The organism is Herbidospora sakaeratensis (assembly GCF_001570525.1).
Taxonomy (GTDB): Bacteria; Actinomycetota; Actinomycetes; order Streptosporangiales; family Streptosporangiaceae; genus Herbidospora; species Herbidospora sakaeratensis.
The window spans coordinates 238,278-252,447 of record NZ_BBXC01000012.1; the positions used below are offsets into that span (position 1 = coordinate 238,278).

The 14,170-nt window shown below is 67.6% G+C and carries 14 protein-coding genes, 1 tRNA gene and 1 pseudogene; 13 read left to right on the plus strand and 3 right to left on the minus strand.

Annotated elements, in window-relative coordinates; genetic code table 11:
* Positions 1–150: 150 nt before the first annotated feature.
* From AW271_RS19920 to pth, 8 genes are all read left to right on the plus strand, one after another.
* Positions 151–226, plus strand: a tRNA-Gln gene (locus tag AW271_RS19920).
* A 95-nt stretch (positions 227–321) separates the two neighbouring features.
* Positions 322–1,755: a bifunctional UDP-N-acetylglucosamine diphosphorylase/glucosamine-1-phosphate N-acetyltransferase GlmU gene (glmU, locus tag AW271_RS19925; protein WP_062338887.1), complete on the plus strand. Its 1,434-nt coding sequence runs from the start codon at positions 322–324 to the stop codon at positions 1,753–1,755.
* 65 nt (positions 1,756–1,820) lie between these two features.
* A complete protein-coding gene (locus tag AW271_RS19930; RefSeq protein ID WP_062338888.1) occupies positions 1,821–2,798 on the plus strand; it encodes a ribose-phosphate diphosphokinase in 978 nt (325 codons plus the stop codon).
* A 141-nt stretch (positions 2,799–2,939) separates the two neighbouring features.
* Positions 2,940–4,061, plus strand: a complete 1,122-nt coding sequence (locus AW271_RS19935; protein WP_062338889.1) for a DUF262 domain-containing protein — start codon at positions 2,940–2,942, stop codon at positions 4,059–4,061.
* A complete protein-coding gene (locus tag AW271_RS19940) occupies positions 4,058–5,158 on the plus strand; it encodes a DUF3696 domain-containing protein (protein ID WP_062338890.1) in 1,101 nt (366 codons plus the stop codon). The genes AW271_RS19935 and AW271_RS19940 overlap by 4 nt, the downstream gene beginning before the upstream one ends.
* Positions 5,139–6,095, plus strand: a complete 957-nt coding sequence (locus AW271_RS19945; RefSeq protein WP_062338891.1) for a hypothetical protein — start codon at positions 5,139–5,141, stop codon at positions 6,093–6,095. The genes AW271_RS19940 and AW271_RS19945 overlap by 20 nt, the downstream gene beginning before the upstream one ends.
* A gap of 105 nt (positions 6,096–6,200) precedes the next feature.
* Positions 6,201–6,830, plus strand: coding sequence for a 50S ribosomal protein L25/general stress protein Ctc (locus tag AW271_RS19950; RefSeq protein WP_062338892.1), 630 nt, complete (start codon positions 6,201–6,203; stop codon positions 6,828–6,830).
* Between the two features lie 66 nt (positions 6,831–6,896).
* Positions 6,897–7,487 (plus strand): aminoacyl-tRNA hydrolase, encoded by a 591-nt coding sequence (gene pth / locus AW271_RS19955; RefSeq protein WP_062338893.1) that lies wholly within the window; start codon positions 6,897–6,899, stop codon positions 7,485–7,487.
* On the opposite strand, the gene AW271_RS19960 is transcribed toward pth, so the two are convergent.
* Complete coding sequence (locus AW271_RS19960; RefSeq protein ID WP_062338894.1) at positions 7,471–8,394, minus strand: LysR family transcriptional regulator; 924 nt, start codon at positions 8,392–8,394, stop codon at positions 7,471–7,473. The genes pth and AW271_RS19960 overlap by 17 nt on opposite strands.
* Positions 8,395–8,477: 83 nt before the next feature.
* Here AW271_RS19960 and AW271_RS19965 point away from each other — a divergent pair, with 83 nt between their 5' ends.
* On the plus strand, positions 8,478–9,662 hold the full coding sequence (locus tag AW271_RS19965) for an MFS transporter (protein ID WP_062338895.1): 1,185 nt from the start codon (positions 8,478–8,480) through the stop codon (positions 9,660–9,662).
* 43 nt (positions 9,663–9,705) lie between these two features.
* Entirely contained in the window at positions 9,706–10,077 is a 372-nt protein-coding gene (locus AW271_RS19970) for a ClpX C4-type zinc finger protein (RefSeq protein ID WP_062338896.1), read from the plus strand.
* 32 nt (positions 10,078–10,109) lie between these two features.
* On the opposite strand, the gene AW271_RS19975 is transcribed toward AW271_RS19970, so the two are convergent.
* Together AW271_RS19975 and AW271_RS19980 are read right to left on the minus strand one after the other, a co-directional pair.
* A complete protein-coding gene (locus AW271_RS19975) occupies positions 10,110–10,970 on the minus strand; it encodes an alpha/beta fold hydrolase (RefSeq protein ID WP_063818040.1) in 861 nt (286 codons plus the stop codon).
* A gap of 223 nt (positions 10,971–11,193) precedes the next feature.
* Positions 11,194–11,766, minus strand: coding sequence for a 3'-5' exonuclease (locus tag AW271_RS19980; protein ID WP_062338898.1), 573 nt, complete (start codon positions 11,764–11,766; stop codon positions 11,194–11,196).
* Positions 11,767–11,873: 107 nt separating this feature from the next.
* Here AW271_RS19980 and AW271_RS19985 point away from each other — a divergent pair, with 107 nt between their 5' ends.
* The 3 genes and pseudogenes from AW271_RS19985 to AW271_RS42415 form a co-directional block, all read left to right on the plus strand.
* Positions 11,874–13,271: a sugar transferase gene (locus AW271_RS19985; RefSeq protein ID WP_062338899.1), complete on the plus strand. Its 1,398-nt coding sequence runs from the start codon at positions 11,874–11,876 to the stop codon at positions 13,269–13,271.
* A 6-nt stretch (positions 13,272–13,277) separates the two neighbouring features.
* The gene (locus AW271_RS19990) at positions 13,278–14,033 is read left to right on the plus strand and encodes a 3'(2'),5'-bisphosphate nucleotidase CysQ (protein WP_174553103.1); all 756 of its coding nucleotides are present in this window, start codon (positions 13,278–13,280) and stop codon (positions 14,031–14,033) included.
* A 16-nt stretch (positions 14,034–14,049) separates the two neighbouring features.
* A pseudogene (locus AW271_RS42415) lies at positions 14,050–14,170 on the plus strand (sulfate adenylyltransferase subunit CysD); the annotation flags it as partial.

Genomic DNA, 14,170 nt, shown 5'->3' on the forward strand with positions numbered 1-14,170 from the left:
AATGGGGAGAAGGTGTATCGTGGGCGGCCATCTCATGGCGCGAAACTGTCTTGCCGACAAAGCCCCTGGTCTGCTATGGCGTGGCACGTTCCGGAAGTGACGCTTAACCACCATCCTTTCCGTGGGTGTGCCCGGTAAGCTTGGGGGCGATCCGGCGTTGGGTAATTGGCAGCCCGCCAACCTTTGGAGTTGGTTTGTCCTGGTTCGAGTCCAGGCGCCGGAACCAATTTGCGTCTCAGGTAAGCTCACGTTGTCGAGCGGGTGACCGTGCGGCATCCGTCAGCTGACCGTTTCGTTCGCGGATCCGAGGGAGCTCCCACAGTGAGTGCGCCGCGCCCGGCCGCCGTCATCGTCCTCGCCGCCGGTGAGGGCACCCGGATGAAGTCCGCCACCCCCAAGGTCCTCCACGAGGTCTGCGGCCGCACGCTCGTCGGCCACATGCTCCACGCCTCCCGGGAACTCGGGCCCGAGCGGCTGATCGTGGTGGTGGGACACGCCCGGGAGCAGGTCTCGGCCCATCTGTCGGCCGACTTCCCCGACGTGACGCCGGTCGTCCAGGAACAGCAGAACGGCACCGGCCACGCCGTCCGGATGGTGCTCGAGAACGTCGGCGTGATCGAGGGAACGGTCCTGGTCGTGTACGGCGACACGCCCCTCCTGCGCGGATCGACGCTGGCCGGCCTGCTCGGCGAACACTCCGCCAGGGGCAACGCGGTCACCGTGCTCACGGCCCACGTGCCCGACCCGACCGGCTACGGCCGCATCGTCCGCGGCGACGACGGCGCGGTGCTCGCGATCGTCGAGCACAAGGACGCCACGCCCGAGCAGCTGGCGATCGACGAGATGAACTCCGGCGTCTACGCCTTCGACGGCGCCCTCCTGGCCGATGCCGTCAAGCGCGTGTCGACCGCCAACTCCCAGGGCGAGGAGTACCTGACCGACGTGTTGTCGATCCTCCGCGAGGACGGCCACCGCGTCGGCGCCCACGTCGCCGCCGACCACGTCGAGGTCGAGGGCGTCAACAACAAGGCCCAGCTCGCGTTCGTCCGGCGGGTCCTCAACGACCGCATCCTCCACGAGCACATGATCAACGGCGTGACGATCGTCGATCCGGCCTCGACCTGGATCGACGCCGATGTCAGGCTGGAAGCCGACGCCGTCGTCCATCCGAACACCCAGCTGCACGGAGTCTGCACGGTCGGCACGGGGGCGGAGATCGGCCCCGGGTGCACGTTGACCGACACCGTCGTCGGCGCGGACGCCGTCGTCCGCAACGCCGTCTGCGACTCGGCCGAGATCGGCCCCGGCGCGTCGGTGGGCCCCTTCGCCTACCTGCGCCCGGGCACCCGGCTGGGCGCGAAGGGCAAGATCGGAACCTACGTCGAGACCAAGAACGCCGTCATCGGCGCCGGCTCCAAGGTGCCTCACCTGAGCTACGTCGGCGACGCGACGATCGGCGAGGGCGCCAACATCGGCGCCGCGACCGTCTTCGTCAACTACGACGGAGTAGACAAGCACCACACCACCGTGGGCGACCACGCCCGCGTGGGCAGCGACACCATGCTCGTCGCGCCGCTGACGATCGGCGAGGGGGCCTACACGGCCGCCGGCTCGGTGATCGTCAACGACGTCCCCCCCGGCGCGATGGCCGTGGCACGCGGCCGCCAGCGCAACGTCGAGGGCTGGGTGATCCGCCGCAGGTCCGGCACCAAGTCGGCCGAGGCGGCCCAGCGGGCCCTCGAAGAAGGTTCATAACAGTTCAAGGCGCGGGTAGACCCGCGTATCACTCGGTTTCCCCGGGGCCAGGAGGAGCAAGTCGCATGAGCGGGATCCAGACCATGGGCCAGAAGAACCTGATGTTCTTCTCGGGCCGGGCATACCCACAGCTTGCCGAGGAGGTCGCGCGCAACCTGGGGGTGGAGATCACCCCGACCTCCCTGCGTGACTTCGCCAACGGAGAGATCTACGTCCGCTACCTCGAATCGGTCCGGGGCTGCGACGCGTTCGTGATCCAGAGCCACACGGCTCCCATCAACCAGTGGATCATGGAACAGTTGATCATGGTGGACGCCCTGAAGCGGGCCTCGGCCAAACGCGTGACGGTCATCATGCCCTTCTTCGGGTACGCCCGGCAGGACAAGAAGGGCCGCGGCCGCGAACCCATCACGGCCCGGCTGATGGCCGACCTGTTCAAGCAGGCCGGCGCCGACCGGCTGATGTCGATCGACCTGCACACCTCGCAGATCCAGGGCTTCTTCGACGGCCCGGTCGACCACCTGTTCGCCATGCCGATCCTGATCGACTACCTCCGCGACAAGATCGACCCGGCGACGACCACGATCGTCTCGCCCGACACCGGCCGCGTGCGGCTGGCCGAGCGGTGGTCCGACGCCCTGGGCACTCCGGTGGCGTTCATCCACAAGCGGCGCGACCTCGACGTGGCGAACCAGGTGAAGGTGAACGAGGTCGTCGGCAAGGTGCGCGGCCGCACCTGCGTGCTCATCGACGACATGATCGACACGGGCGGGTCGATCTGCAAGGCGGCCGACGCGCTCTATGACCACGGGGCGACCAACGTGATCGTGGCGGCGACGCACGCGGTGTTCTCCGACCCGGCTGTCGATCGGCTGAAGAACTCGGCGATCTCCGAGGTCATCGTGACGAACACGCTGCCGATCTCGGAGGAGCAGCGCTTCGACAAGCTGACGGTGTTGTCGATCGCCCCGCTGATCGCGCGAGCGATCACCGAGGTGTTCACCGACGGGTCGGTGACGAGCCTGTTCGAGGGCGACTCGTAGACCTTTGGTTCTGACGGGCCGATCGGTGACTCACCGGTCGGCCTGCTTGTCTTCATGCGGGATGCCAAGTGATCGATTCGGAGAAATCTGTCGGCTCTGTCCGTAGGATGACCTGGGTTATCAGTAGATTGGCAGGATTCGATGACAGATCCCGGACGGCCACAGGACGTCGTTGAGGAACACTTCCTTGACAAACCGCTGGACGTCGAGGCCGAAGTTGACGACGGCGGTCAGGAGCAAGGTCTCCCCTGGCAGCCCGATGACATCAGGGTGAGCTCGCGGAATTTCTCACTGCGAAACGTTCTGGACATGATCGACGATGAGGAGTTGGAGCTCGCCCCCGACTTTCAGCGAAATCAGGTCTGGAAGCTCCCGCAGAAGTCGGGCCTCATCGAGTCTATTCTTCTCCAGATACCTCTTCCCGCCTTCTACTTTGCCCAGGACAAAGACGGAAGAATGAAGGTCATCGACGGCCTTCAGCGGCTGTCGACAGCTTATGGGTTCGCCCGTGAAGAGCAGTTCGCGCTCGGCCATCTCGAATACCTCGACCTGTCCGGACAGCGATATTCCCAGCTTTCTCCGGTGTGGCGGCGGCGGTTCAACCAGACTCAGCTTGTGGTGCATGTCATCGACCCGCAGACTCCGGCACAGGTTAGATATGACATCTTCAAGCGCATCAACACCGGCGGCACGCCACTCAATGCCCAGGAGATCCGTCACTGCCTAACGAGCAACCGCTGTCGAGAGTTCCTCAAGCGATGTGCCGCCAGCGCCGAATTCCTCGAGGCCGTGGGGTCAAGCTTCCGTGACCACGTCCGAATGGCTGATCGTGAACTCGTTCTTCGGTTCTGTGCTTTCTCGGTGATCGGCCTTCAAGCTTATCAGGGGGCAATGGACCCTTTCCTGGACGAAGCTGCGGCCCTGATAGACGATCCGGCTAAGCTTTCCGACGAACAGCTTTCCGGTCTCGAAGAGGAATTTCGTCGCACCATGGTTCTGGCGGTGCAGGCGTTCGGTGGCCGAGCCTTCCGCAAAAGCCCCAGCTCGCCGCTCAACCGGCCCATGTTCGAGAGTCTGGCGGTTACGCTTGCCAAATCCTCCGATCGGGGGATTGCGCTCGATTTCCCTCAAATGGCGAGCCGTCTCCACAGACTGATCTCCAGTGACCGTGACTATTACGAGGCCATCAGCTCGTCGACGGGGAGCAGGTACAAAGTCGCCTACCGTTTCGCGAAGGCGGTAGAAGTGGTGCTCGGGGGATGATCACGAAACTCGGGATCCGGAACTTCAAACGCTTTCTCACCCTCTCTCTGCGGCTGCGACCGCTGACGGTACTCACCGGGCTCAACGGCGCGGGTAAAAGCACGCTGGTCCAGTCGTTGCTGCTTGCCCGGCAGGCCGCTTACCGGACCGAACTCGACGTGGTTGCTCTCAACGGTGTTCTCGGTCTCGCGCTGGGCGAGGCCGAAGACGTCTTCCACCCTGAAGCGGAGGAGTCGGCCCAGATAGAAGTCTTGCTCGAAACCGATGACGCTCTGCCGGTGACGTTCGGCTTCCGGTCGTCGGGCGGGCGTGCACTGAACCTCGCCGTGGCCGAACCCCGCCCTGACGGGCCCGCCATCCTGAAAGGCCACGGCACGGCATTCACGTACCTCTGCGCCGAGCGGCTCGGTCCGCGCGACCAACTGGAGGTCACCGCAGAGGACGTCGCACACCTGGGGGTCGGAGAGAAGGGGCAGTTCTGCGGTCAACTCCTCGCCGTCCACGAAAATCAGGAGGTTCGGCCGTCGCTGCGGCATCCCCGTACCGCCGAGCATGGCGTGACCACCGTGCGGGCGCAGGTCGAAGACTGGGCCAGCGACATCATCCGGCCGGTCCGTATCACCGCTCAGTGGCCGCCGGGGATCGCCGCCAGCGTCATCCGCTTCTCCGAACCAGGTTCGCTGCTGGATGGAATCCGCCCGCCGAACATGGGGTTCGGGGTGTCCTACGCGCTACCCGTCATCGTCGCCGGACTGCTGGCCACGGAGAGGGCCATATTCATCGTCGAGAATCCCGAGGCCCATCTCCACCCCGCCGGCCAGAGCAGAATCGGGCGGTTCCTGGGCAGACTCGCCGGTAGCGGGGTACAAGTCATCGTGGAAACCCATAGTGACCATGTGCTGAACGGGATAAGGCTGGCGGCTGCCGATGATCAGACCGTCTCTCCCTCGGATGTCATCGTCCACTATTTCGACGGGGAAGGTCTGGTCACCATTGAGATGACCGAGCGCGGCAGCCTCTCGAGTTGGCCCAGTGGCTTCTTTGACCAGCTCGAAAACGACCTGGGAGGATTGGCTCGTGCGCAGCGACGCCGATGACGCGCCGAGATTCGTTGTGGACGAGACCAGCTTTGATTTCCACGGTGTCGTCGGCGCGAGAATCACTGATTCTTTGGACCGTTTCAACGAGACATTTGCCCGTTTACGCAAAGATGGCCACACGCCCGCGAAGCCCCCCTACTTCGAGAACACACTGTGTGAATCCGAGACGGAGCTGTTCGAATACCTCGCTTCCGAGTCCGGTGCAGAAGTCGACCGGGATGTGAAATTTCGCTTCTACAGCCTGATTCAGAAGTGCTCCGAATGGGATGACTCTATCCCGTTGGCCGATCAGGTGGCGGTCGCCGGAGCGGAGCCACGAGAGGCCTGGTCGATCGCTTACGCAACGACGATGGCCGTCCGTGATCGTGGCGTCGCATGTCTGGCGCTGGACCTGTGCGACCGAGCCGGTCTGTTACCCGTCCGGGTCGGCTCTGCGCAGATAACAATCTATTTTCTTTCCGGCTGTGAAGAAATCCCCGGTTACTGGCGCACTCTCTTCGCATTGGAGAACGTCGCCGAAGCGGACTTCTTCGTTCTGGCGGCCCAGGCGTTCCCGCGTCTTGTATTTCATGAAAGCCTGACCTTTCGCCGATTCCAGGGTGACTACCGCGACCTGCGAGAGCCGGTCGTCGTCCACCTGTCCGTCCTCAACGATCTATTCCTCGATGTCTATGCGGCTCACAAGGCCAACCCTCGGGCCGTACGGATGGCTCTGGCCGAGCAGGGTTGCGAGGGCGTTTCGCCAGACAGCCCAAAAACTCACGCCAACAGCGCGGCCATGCGCCGCCGAGACGTTGAGTACGCCGGTCGGACCTACCGCTGTGAATGGCATATGAAGATCCGTCCGAACGTCGAACGCATTCATTTCGCGTTCGGGGGAGATCTGGGCGATCGAATCCTGGTCGGCGTTTTCGTCGACCACCTGCCGACCTGAGGCATGGGAGATCTCCGGTACGCTAGGAGGAGTGCCTGTAACGCCTTCCGCTAGGGCGGGTGAGGGGTGGCGCTAAATCCGAATCGAGATCCCTAGGAGATCGTCGTGTCCGAAGTCAAGATCGCTTCCGAGCTGCGTGACCAGTTCGGCAAGGGCGCCGCTCGCAAGATCCGCCGCGCCAACCAGGTGCCCGTCGTCCTCTACGGCCACGGCACCGAGCCGCGTCACCTCACCATGCCCGGGCACGACCTGCTCCTCGCGCTCCGCACGCCCAACGTCCTCATCCGCATCGAGGGCGCGGTCAACGAGCTCGCTCTGCCCAAGGGCGTGCAGCGTGACCCGATCAAGGGCTTCCTGGAGCACGTCGACCTGATCCTCGTCCGCCGGGGCGAGAAGGTCACCGTCGAACTGCCGGTCACCACCACCGGTGACGTCGTCAACGGCGCCATCCTCGACCAGCAGCTCGTCGCCGTCTCGGTCGAGGCCGAGGCGACCAACATCCCGAGCGGCGTCGAGATCGACGTCGACGGCAAGGACGTCGGCTTCACCGTCAACGCCGGTGACCTCGACCTGCCGAAGGGCACCACCCTCGCGGTCGAGCCCGACACGCTCGTGCTCCACGTCATCGCCGCGCCGACGGTCGAGCTGCCCGAAGAGGGCGAGGCCGCCGAGGCGCCCGCCGCCGAGGCCGGCGACGAGGCCGCCGAGGGCGAGCCGGCCGCTGCCGCCGAATAAGGCGTTTCTGTAAGGTCCCCCACAGGGAGATCCTGTGGGGGACCTTTCCGTGTGAGGAGACATGCAGTGGACCGCTGGCTGATCGCCGGGCTGGGCAATCCCGGGCCCGAGTACGCCGGGAACCGGCACAACGCGGGCTTCATGGTGGCCGACGAACTGGCCGCGCGGGCCGGCGGGCGGTTCAAGGCCCACCGGTCGCGCGCGGAGGTGCTCGAAGGGCGGCTGGCCGGGGTGCCGGTGGTGCTGGCGAAGCCCATGACGTACATGAATCTGTCGGGCGGGCCGGTGAAGGCGCTGGCCGACTTCTACAAGACCGGGCTGAACCTCATCGTCGTCCACGACGAGCTCGACGTGCCCTACGGCGCGTTGCGCGCCAAGAAGGGCGGCGGCGACAACGGGCACAACGGGCTGAAGTCGATCACCAAGGCGATGACCCCCGAATACCTGCGGTTGCGGTTCGGGATCGGGCGGCCGCCGGGGCGCATGGACACCGCCGTCTACGTGCTGAAGGACTTCGCCACCGTCGAGCGCAAGGACCTGCCGTTCCTGGTCGACCGGGCGGCCGACATGGTCGAGGCGCTGATGGTCGACGGGCTCGAATCGACCCAGAACAAGTTCCACGCCGCCGACCTCAACCCGGTCAAGCCGCCTCGGTAGCCCATTCGGGCGTCCACGTGCCCGTTCCCTGCTTCACGGCGCCCAGATGCTCGCGCAGGTCGCCGAGCGCGGCGTGCGGGTTGCCGCGCCGCCAGATCAGCGAGTGGGGGTAGACCGGGGTCGGGTCGTGTACGGCAATACGACGCAACCCCTGCTCGGAGGGCCAGACCAGCCGGGTCAGCTCGCCCACGAAGGTGGCCAGCGACGGCGACCCGGCGAGCGTGTCGAGCAGCGGGTCGGTGCCGAAGCCGGGCCCGGTGACCTCGATGGTCAGCCCGAACGCGGCGGCAAGGGTCTCATAGTAGGCGGCCCACTCGGTCCCGGCGACGATGCCCGGCATCCAGATCAGGTGCCCGGCCAGGTCGGCCGGGGTGACCGCCGTGGCGTCGGCGAGCGGGTGGCCGGGCCCGGTGAGCAGCTGGACGGGCTCGTCGAACACCCGGACGGCCCCGATGTCACCCGGCAGCCGCGACCGGTCGACGGCGCGGAACGACGCGTCGATCGAGCCCGAGGCGAGCGCCTCGACGGCCGCGCCGGCGTCGAAGAGGGTGACGACGTCGAGCTCGACCTCGGGACGGGCGCGATGGAACCCGCCCAGCACCGACGCGGGCGCGAGCCGCCGCCCGATCACGTCGACCCGCAGCGGACGGCGGCCGGGGCGCACGCTGGCGAGCGCCCGTTCCTCCACTCTGAGCAGGTCGCGGGCGTGGGGGAGGAACGCCTGCCCGTCGACGGTGAGCCGGGCGCCCCGCGCGGTCCGGGTGAACAGCCGCACGCCGAGCGTGCGCTCCAGCGTGGCGATGCGCTTGGACACGGCCTGCTGGGTGATCGAGAGGTCGTCGGCGGCGTCCTGGAAACGGCCCGCGTCGACGACCGCCACGAAGCTGCGCACGACGTCCAGATCCACCCCGGCAGGGTAGCGGCCACAACGTTTCGTTGTGCGGCCCGGGATCGATAGTTGTTTGAGCCGGTTCGTGCCGACCCGCTTCGATGCTCACCGTGGATCGGCGATTCGGGTGGGTGTGGGCGGCGTACGCGGTGAGCGCCTATGGCACGTGGCTGGGGTTCGGGGCGTTTCCGCTGATCGCGGTGCTGGTGCTCGACGTCGGCCCGGCGCAGGTGTCGGCGTTGTCGGCGGCCGGTCTGGCCGTGGGGGCGGTGGCCGCGGTGCCGCTCGGGCCGTGGGTGGAGTTCCGGGGCAAGCGGCAGGTGATGGTCGCGGCCGACCTGGTCCGGTTCGCGGCCCTGGTGAGCGTGCCCGCCGCCTATGCCCTCGGCTGGTTGGGCTTCGGTCAGCTCGTGGTGGTCTCGGTCGTCGCCGCGGCGGCGAAGATCGCCTTCAACGCCGCCGCCGGCGCGTACCTGAAGGGCCTGCTCTCCCCGCCCGACCTCCTCGTCGCCAACGGGCGGCTGGAGTCGACGATGTGGTCGGCGAGCGTGGTCGGCCCGCCGCTCGGCGGGGCCGCGATCGGCGTGTTCGGGCCGGTGGTCACGGTGCTGGCCGACGCGGTCAGTTATCTGGTGTCGGCGCTCTGCGTGCGCGCGATCGGCGGCGGCGAGCCGCCCCCCGCGCCGCGCCCGGAACGGTCACGGCCCGGCGACCTGCTCGACGGGTGGCGCGAGATCCTGGCCCATCGGGCGCTGCGGCGGCTGTTCTGCACCACGGTCCTGTTCAACGGCCTGCTGCTGGCCACCGAACCGCTGCTCGCGGTCCTGCTGCTCGACCGGCTGGGCTTCACCCCGTGGCAGTACGGGCTGGTCTTCGCGCTCCCGTGCCTGGGCGGCCTGGCCGGGGCGAGGCTGGCGCGCCCGCTGGCGGCCCGGTTCGGCCAGGGCAGGGTGCTGCGCGTCGCGGGCATGGCGCGGACGTGCTGGCCGGTGTGGCTGGCGTTCGTCCAGCCGGGCGTGCCGGGGATCGTGCTGGTGATCGTCGTGCAGTTCGGGCTGGTGTTCTGCTGCGCGGTGTTCGGGCCGCTGCTGGCGACGTACCGGCTGGAACGCATCGCCCCCGACCGGGTGGCCCGCACCCTGACGGCCTGGTCGGTCACCGGAAGCCTCGCCATCGCGGCCCTGACGGCGATCTGGGGCCTGCTCGCCGCCGCCATCGGCCCCCGCGAGGCCATCGCCGCAGCCGGGGTGCTCATCCTGTTCACCGGCTTGTCAGGGAAGCCCTGACGCACTAATTTGTCAGGACACCCCTGACGAAGTGGAGCGTCTCATGACTGTGGAAGCCCGCATCCGGTGTTCCTTCTGCGGCAAACCCGACACCGAGGTCGAACGAATCGTGGCCGGTCCGGGCGTCTACATCTGCGACCAATGCGTCGGCCTGGCCGTCACGGTCATCGAACAGAGCGCCGCCCTAGCGGAAGAAGGCGATCCGAAGCCGAAGCTCCCGATGTGGAGCTCCCTGTCCGACGAGGAGATGCTCAACCACATCCCCCGGGTCTCCGCCCACATCGACGCCACGGAGGCGGACCTGGTGGCCTGGGTCCGCGAACTCAGAAGGCGCGGCACCACCTGGACCAAGATCGGGGAGTCGCTCGGCATCACCCGCCAATCAGCCTGGGAGCGCTTCTCCGGCGAGGAGTGACGCCGGAACCCGCCCTTCTGAGGCCGGGGCGATCACGATCCGCCCCCGGCCCTGACCCACAGGGCGTGTATCTCCCGGACGAGGAGCTCGGGCGCCTCCACGGGCACCATGTGCCCGCTGCCCTCGGCCCACACGTGCCGGCCTCGGGGAAGCGCACGGGCCAGCCGCCGGTGGCTGCCGGTGATCTGCGCCCGCATCGCGCCCGCGGTCGCGGAGATGACCGTGACGGGGACATCGGGCAGGGAGAAGTCGTCACTCACCTGGCGTAATTTCCGGAAACCGTCGGCCAGGCAGCGTGCCTCGGCCCGGTGGGCGCGGAGGGCCGCCGGGGTGAACTCCTCATCGCGCACCTCGGCGAGCATCTCGGGCGGGAAGCGCCCGTACAGGCGGCGTCCGGCCAGTGCTCCCATGAGGCCGAGCCTGGTCAGCGGGGCGGTGAGGAGGTTGCTCACCGCCCCGGCCACGGCCAGGGCCCGGCTGTAGTAGAGATCGCAGTCTTCGGCGGCCTGATCCACCAGCACCAGCCCCGCCACCAGGTCGGGACGCCGGTAGGCGAGCAGGCGGCAGATCGGTCCACCGAGGCTGTGCCCGACCAGGACGAACGGCCCGCCGCCGACCGCCCCGAGCAGGTCTTCCAGATCGTCGACGATCCGCTCCAGGCAGCGTGGCGCGGTGTCAGGCTCGCTGCGGCCGAATCCGGCCCGGTCGTAGGCCAGTGTGCCGGTGTATCGGGCCACCTGTCCTTGGACGAGGCCCCAGATCACGCGGGACCCGTTGCCCCCGGACTCGAACACGACCCGAGGCCGGCCGCTGCCCAGGGAGACATGGTGCAGCCTGCGACCGTCGCGGGTGAGGGCATGTCCCGAATCACCGAAAGCGCTGCTCGCGTCCACGGTCCGAGTGTGTCAGCCACGCCAGACGTTCCACCACGTCTACTCATGCGGTGCCCGAGCGCGCCGGCGTCTGGACTGAGGAGCGCAGGAGAGCGAAGCGAACCGGAGCGACGAGGGAAGACGCCGGCTGAAAGCGCTCGGGCCCGCGCGTGCGGAGCACGCGCAATCTACACAGCGCTCGGGCCCGCGCGTGCGGAGCACGCGCAATCGACACAGCGCGCAGTCACACCCGCCATTCCATGATGTTCTGGAACAACTCCGCCTGTTCGATCGCGTCGTCGAGGGCGTGATGTGAGTGCGGATGCGTGGAACGTAGCTCTTTCGGCATCTGTCGTTTCGACGACCAGGTGAGGGGAACACCCGCTTTCGCGGCATACAAGGTCTTGATGTCGAGCGCCCTGGAATGCCCGAACGGCGAATCCCCCGCGAAATTGATGAAGTACCAGTACATCCACATCCAGTCGAACGACAACGGAAACGCGACCATCACCGGAGTCGTCCCGTCGCACACCTTTCGCACCCATGCCGCCGCCGACTCCATCGCCTCTTTGGGGTCGCGGCCCTCACGAAGCAGCAGGTCACGGTCGAGGCCGCTGACCTCCAGGGCTGACGGCACGAATTCGTCGCTGATCGGCCGCAGTTCCGCGTAAAAGGTGGTCAGGGTCGGATCGTGCCGGGTGAACTCGCGCCCGAGCCGCCGGCCCGCGACCGTCATCCCGAAACTCACCATGGAATATGGGCCGGGAATGGGGCCGTCCGCCTCGATGTCGACGGAAATGTACGTCTCGGCTTTCACTGAATTCTCCCAGGAGCTGGCGCTAGCATTCCTGCGGTCGGTAAACGTTCGGTAAAGGGGGCTTGTGGGTGACAGTCGTCGACCGGCCGAGAACGGCCGTGAAGCGCATGGGTCCCGGGTGGGCGGCGCGATATCGGGCCACGGTGATCTTCTCCGACATTCTGTGCGCCCTTCTCGCCGGTGGTCTGGCGGTCGTCGTCCGGTTCGGTGAGGTTACTCCCTACGTCGAGCCTTACGCACTGTCAAGCGCGGCGTTGCCGCTGTTGTGGGTCGTCGTCGTGGGGCTGAGCCGGGCGTACGAGCCGCGCTTCGCGGGGGTCGGGTCGGAGGAGTTCCGGCGGGTGGCGCGGGCGGGGGTGATGCTGACGGCCGCCGTCGCCGTGGTGGCGTACGTGACCAAGATCGACGTCGCCCGCGGTTACGTTATCATCGCGTTACCAGTGATGACCCTTTTAACACTGCTGGCCCGATATGCCCTGCGGCGCAATCTGCACCGCAAGCGGACGAAGCTCCAGTGCATGCGGCGGGTCATCGCGGTGGGCCACCAGGGGTCGGTCGCCGACCTCGTGCGGCTGCTGCAGAAGGAGCGCTACCACGGCATGCACATCGTCGGGGCCTGCCTGCCCGACGACCGCGCCTGCGCCGGCTCCGAAGGGGTGGGCGTGCCGGTGCTGGGCGGGTTCTCCGACGTGCCCCTCGTGGTGGCCCAGGCCCAGGCCGACACGGTCGCGGTGCTCGCCTGTCCCGAGCTCGACGGCTCGGCGCTGCGGCGGCTCGCGTGGCGGCTGGAGAAGTCGCGCACCGATCTGGTGGTGGCGCCGGCGTTGATGGAGGTCGCGGGGCCGCGTACGACGATCCGGCCGGTGGCGGGCATGCCGCTGCTGCACGTCGAGCACCCCGAGCTGGCCGGCGGGCGGCGGCTCGTCAAGAACGTCTTCGACCGCGTCGTCGCGGGGCTCGGCCTGCTGCTGGTCTCCCCGTTGTTCCTGCTCATCGCGGTCGCCGTGCGGGCGACCAGCCCGGGGCCGGCGTTCTTCCGGCAGACCCGCGTCGGCAAGGACGGCCGCACGTTCACCATCGTCAAGTTCCGCACGATGGGGGTCGACGCCGAGAACCGCAAGGTCGAGCTGGCCAGTGACCGCGACGGCGTGCTGTTCAAGATCAGGCACGATCCCCGCGTCACCCGCGTCGGGGCCTTCCTGCGCCGCCACTCGCTCGACGAGCTGCCCCAGCTCGTGAACGTGGTCAAGGGCGACATGTCCCTCGTCGGCCCCCGTCCGCCGCTGCCCGAGGAGGTCGCCCGCTACGGCGACGACGTCCGGAGACGACTGCTCGTCAGACCGGGCATGACCGGGTTGTGGCAGGTCAGCGGCCGATCGGATCTGTCGTGGGAGGAAGCTGTACGGTTGGACCTGCGCTACATGGAAAACTGGTCACTCACCCTCGACCTCCAGATCATGTGGAAGACGTGGTCGGCCGTGGCACGCGGATCGGGAGCCTACTAACCAGTGATGACGATCAGAGACGATCATTCGCTCGCCGGAGACCTCGCGACGGAGGCGGGTGAGAAACTGCTCCGCCTGCGCGCCCAATACGGGTTCGACGACGCCAAGGCGCTGAAGGACGCGGGCGACCGCTCGTCCCACGACTTCCTCGTCGAATCGCTCGGACGGCTGCGCCCGAGCGACCACATCCTGTCCGAGGAGGGCGAGCGCACCAACCCGGCGCGGCTGTCGGCCAACCGGGTCTGGATCGTCGACCCGCTCGACGGCACCCGCGAGTTCTCCGAGGCCGGCCGCACCGACTGGGCCGTCCACGTGGCGTTGTGGGAGGAGGGCCGGCTCGCCGCCGGGGCCATCGCGCTCCCGGCCCAGGGCGCGACGCTGACCACCGCCAACCCGCCGAAGCTGCCGGCCGGCAACGGCCAGCGCCCCCGGATCGCGGTGTCCCGCACCCGCCCGCCCGAGTTCGTGCAGAAGCTCGCCTACCTGGTCGGGGCCGATCTCGTCCCCATCGGCAGCGCCGGCGCGAAGATCGCCGCCGTGCTGACCGGTCAGGTCGAGGCATACGTCCACGCGGGTGGGCAGTATGAATGGGACTCGGCCGCCCCGGTGGCCGTGGCGCTGGCGGCCGGCGCCCACGCGAGCCGGATCGACGGGTCGGAACTGATCTACAACCAGGCCGACCCCTCGTTGCCGGATATCCTGGTTTCCCTACCGGACTTGGCGCCGACGCTGCTCGCCGGGATCCGTGATCTTCACCAGTAACCCATAAGGAACCGTTTTGCTTCAGCATGACTACACGACGTCACAGCTTGACGTCCTCGAAGCCGAGGCGATCCACATCATGCGTGAGGTCGCGGCCGAGTTCGAGCGGCCCTGTCTGCTCTTCTCCGGCGGCAAGG

Coding starts and splice junctions, on each gene's coding strand:
- AW271_RS19930 (WP_062338888.1), top strand. CDS start 1,821: ATGAGCGGGATCCAGACCATGGGCCAGAAGAACCTGATGTTCTTCTCG.
- AW271_RS19935 (WP_062338889.1), top strand. CDS start 2,940: ATGACAGATCCCGGACGGCCACAGGACGTCGTTGAGGAACACTTCCTT.
- AW271_RS19940 (WP_062338890.1), top strand. CDS start 4,058: ATGATCACGAAACTCGGGATCCGGAACTTCAAACGCTTTCTCACCCTC.
- AW271_RS19965 (WP_062338895.1), top strand. CDS start 8,478: ATGCTCACCGTGGATCGGCGATTCGGGTGGGTGTGGGCGGCGTACGCG.
- AW271_RS19970 (WP_062338896.1), top strand. CDS start 9,706: ATGACTGTGGAAGCCCGCATCCGGTGTTCCTTCTGCGGCAAACCCGAC.
- AW271_RS19985 (WP_062338899.1), top strand. CDS start 11,874: ATGGGTCCCGGGTGGGCGGCGCGATATCGGGCCACGGTGATCTTCTCC.
- AW271_RS19990 (WP_174553103.1), top strand. CDS start 13,278: ATGACGATCAGAGACGATCATTCGCTCGCCGGAGACCTCGCGACGGAG.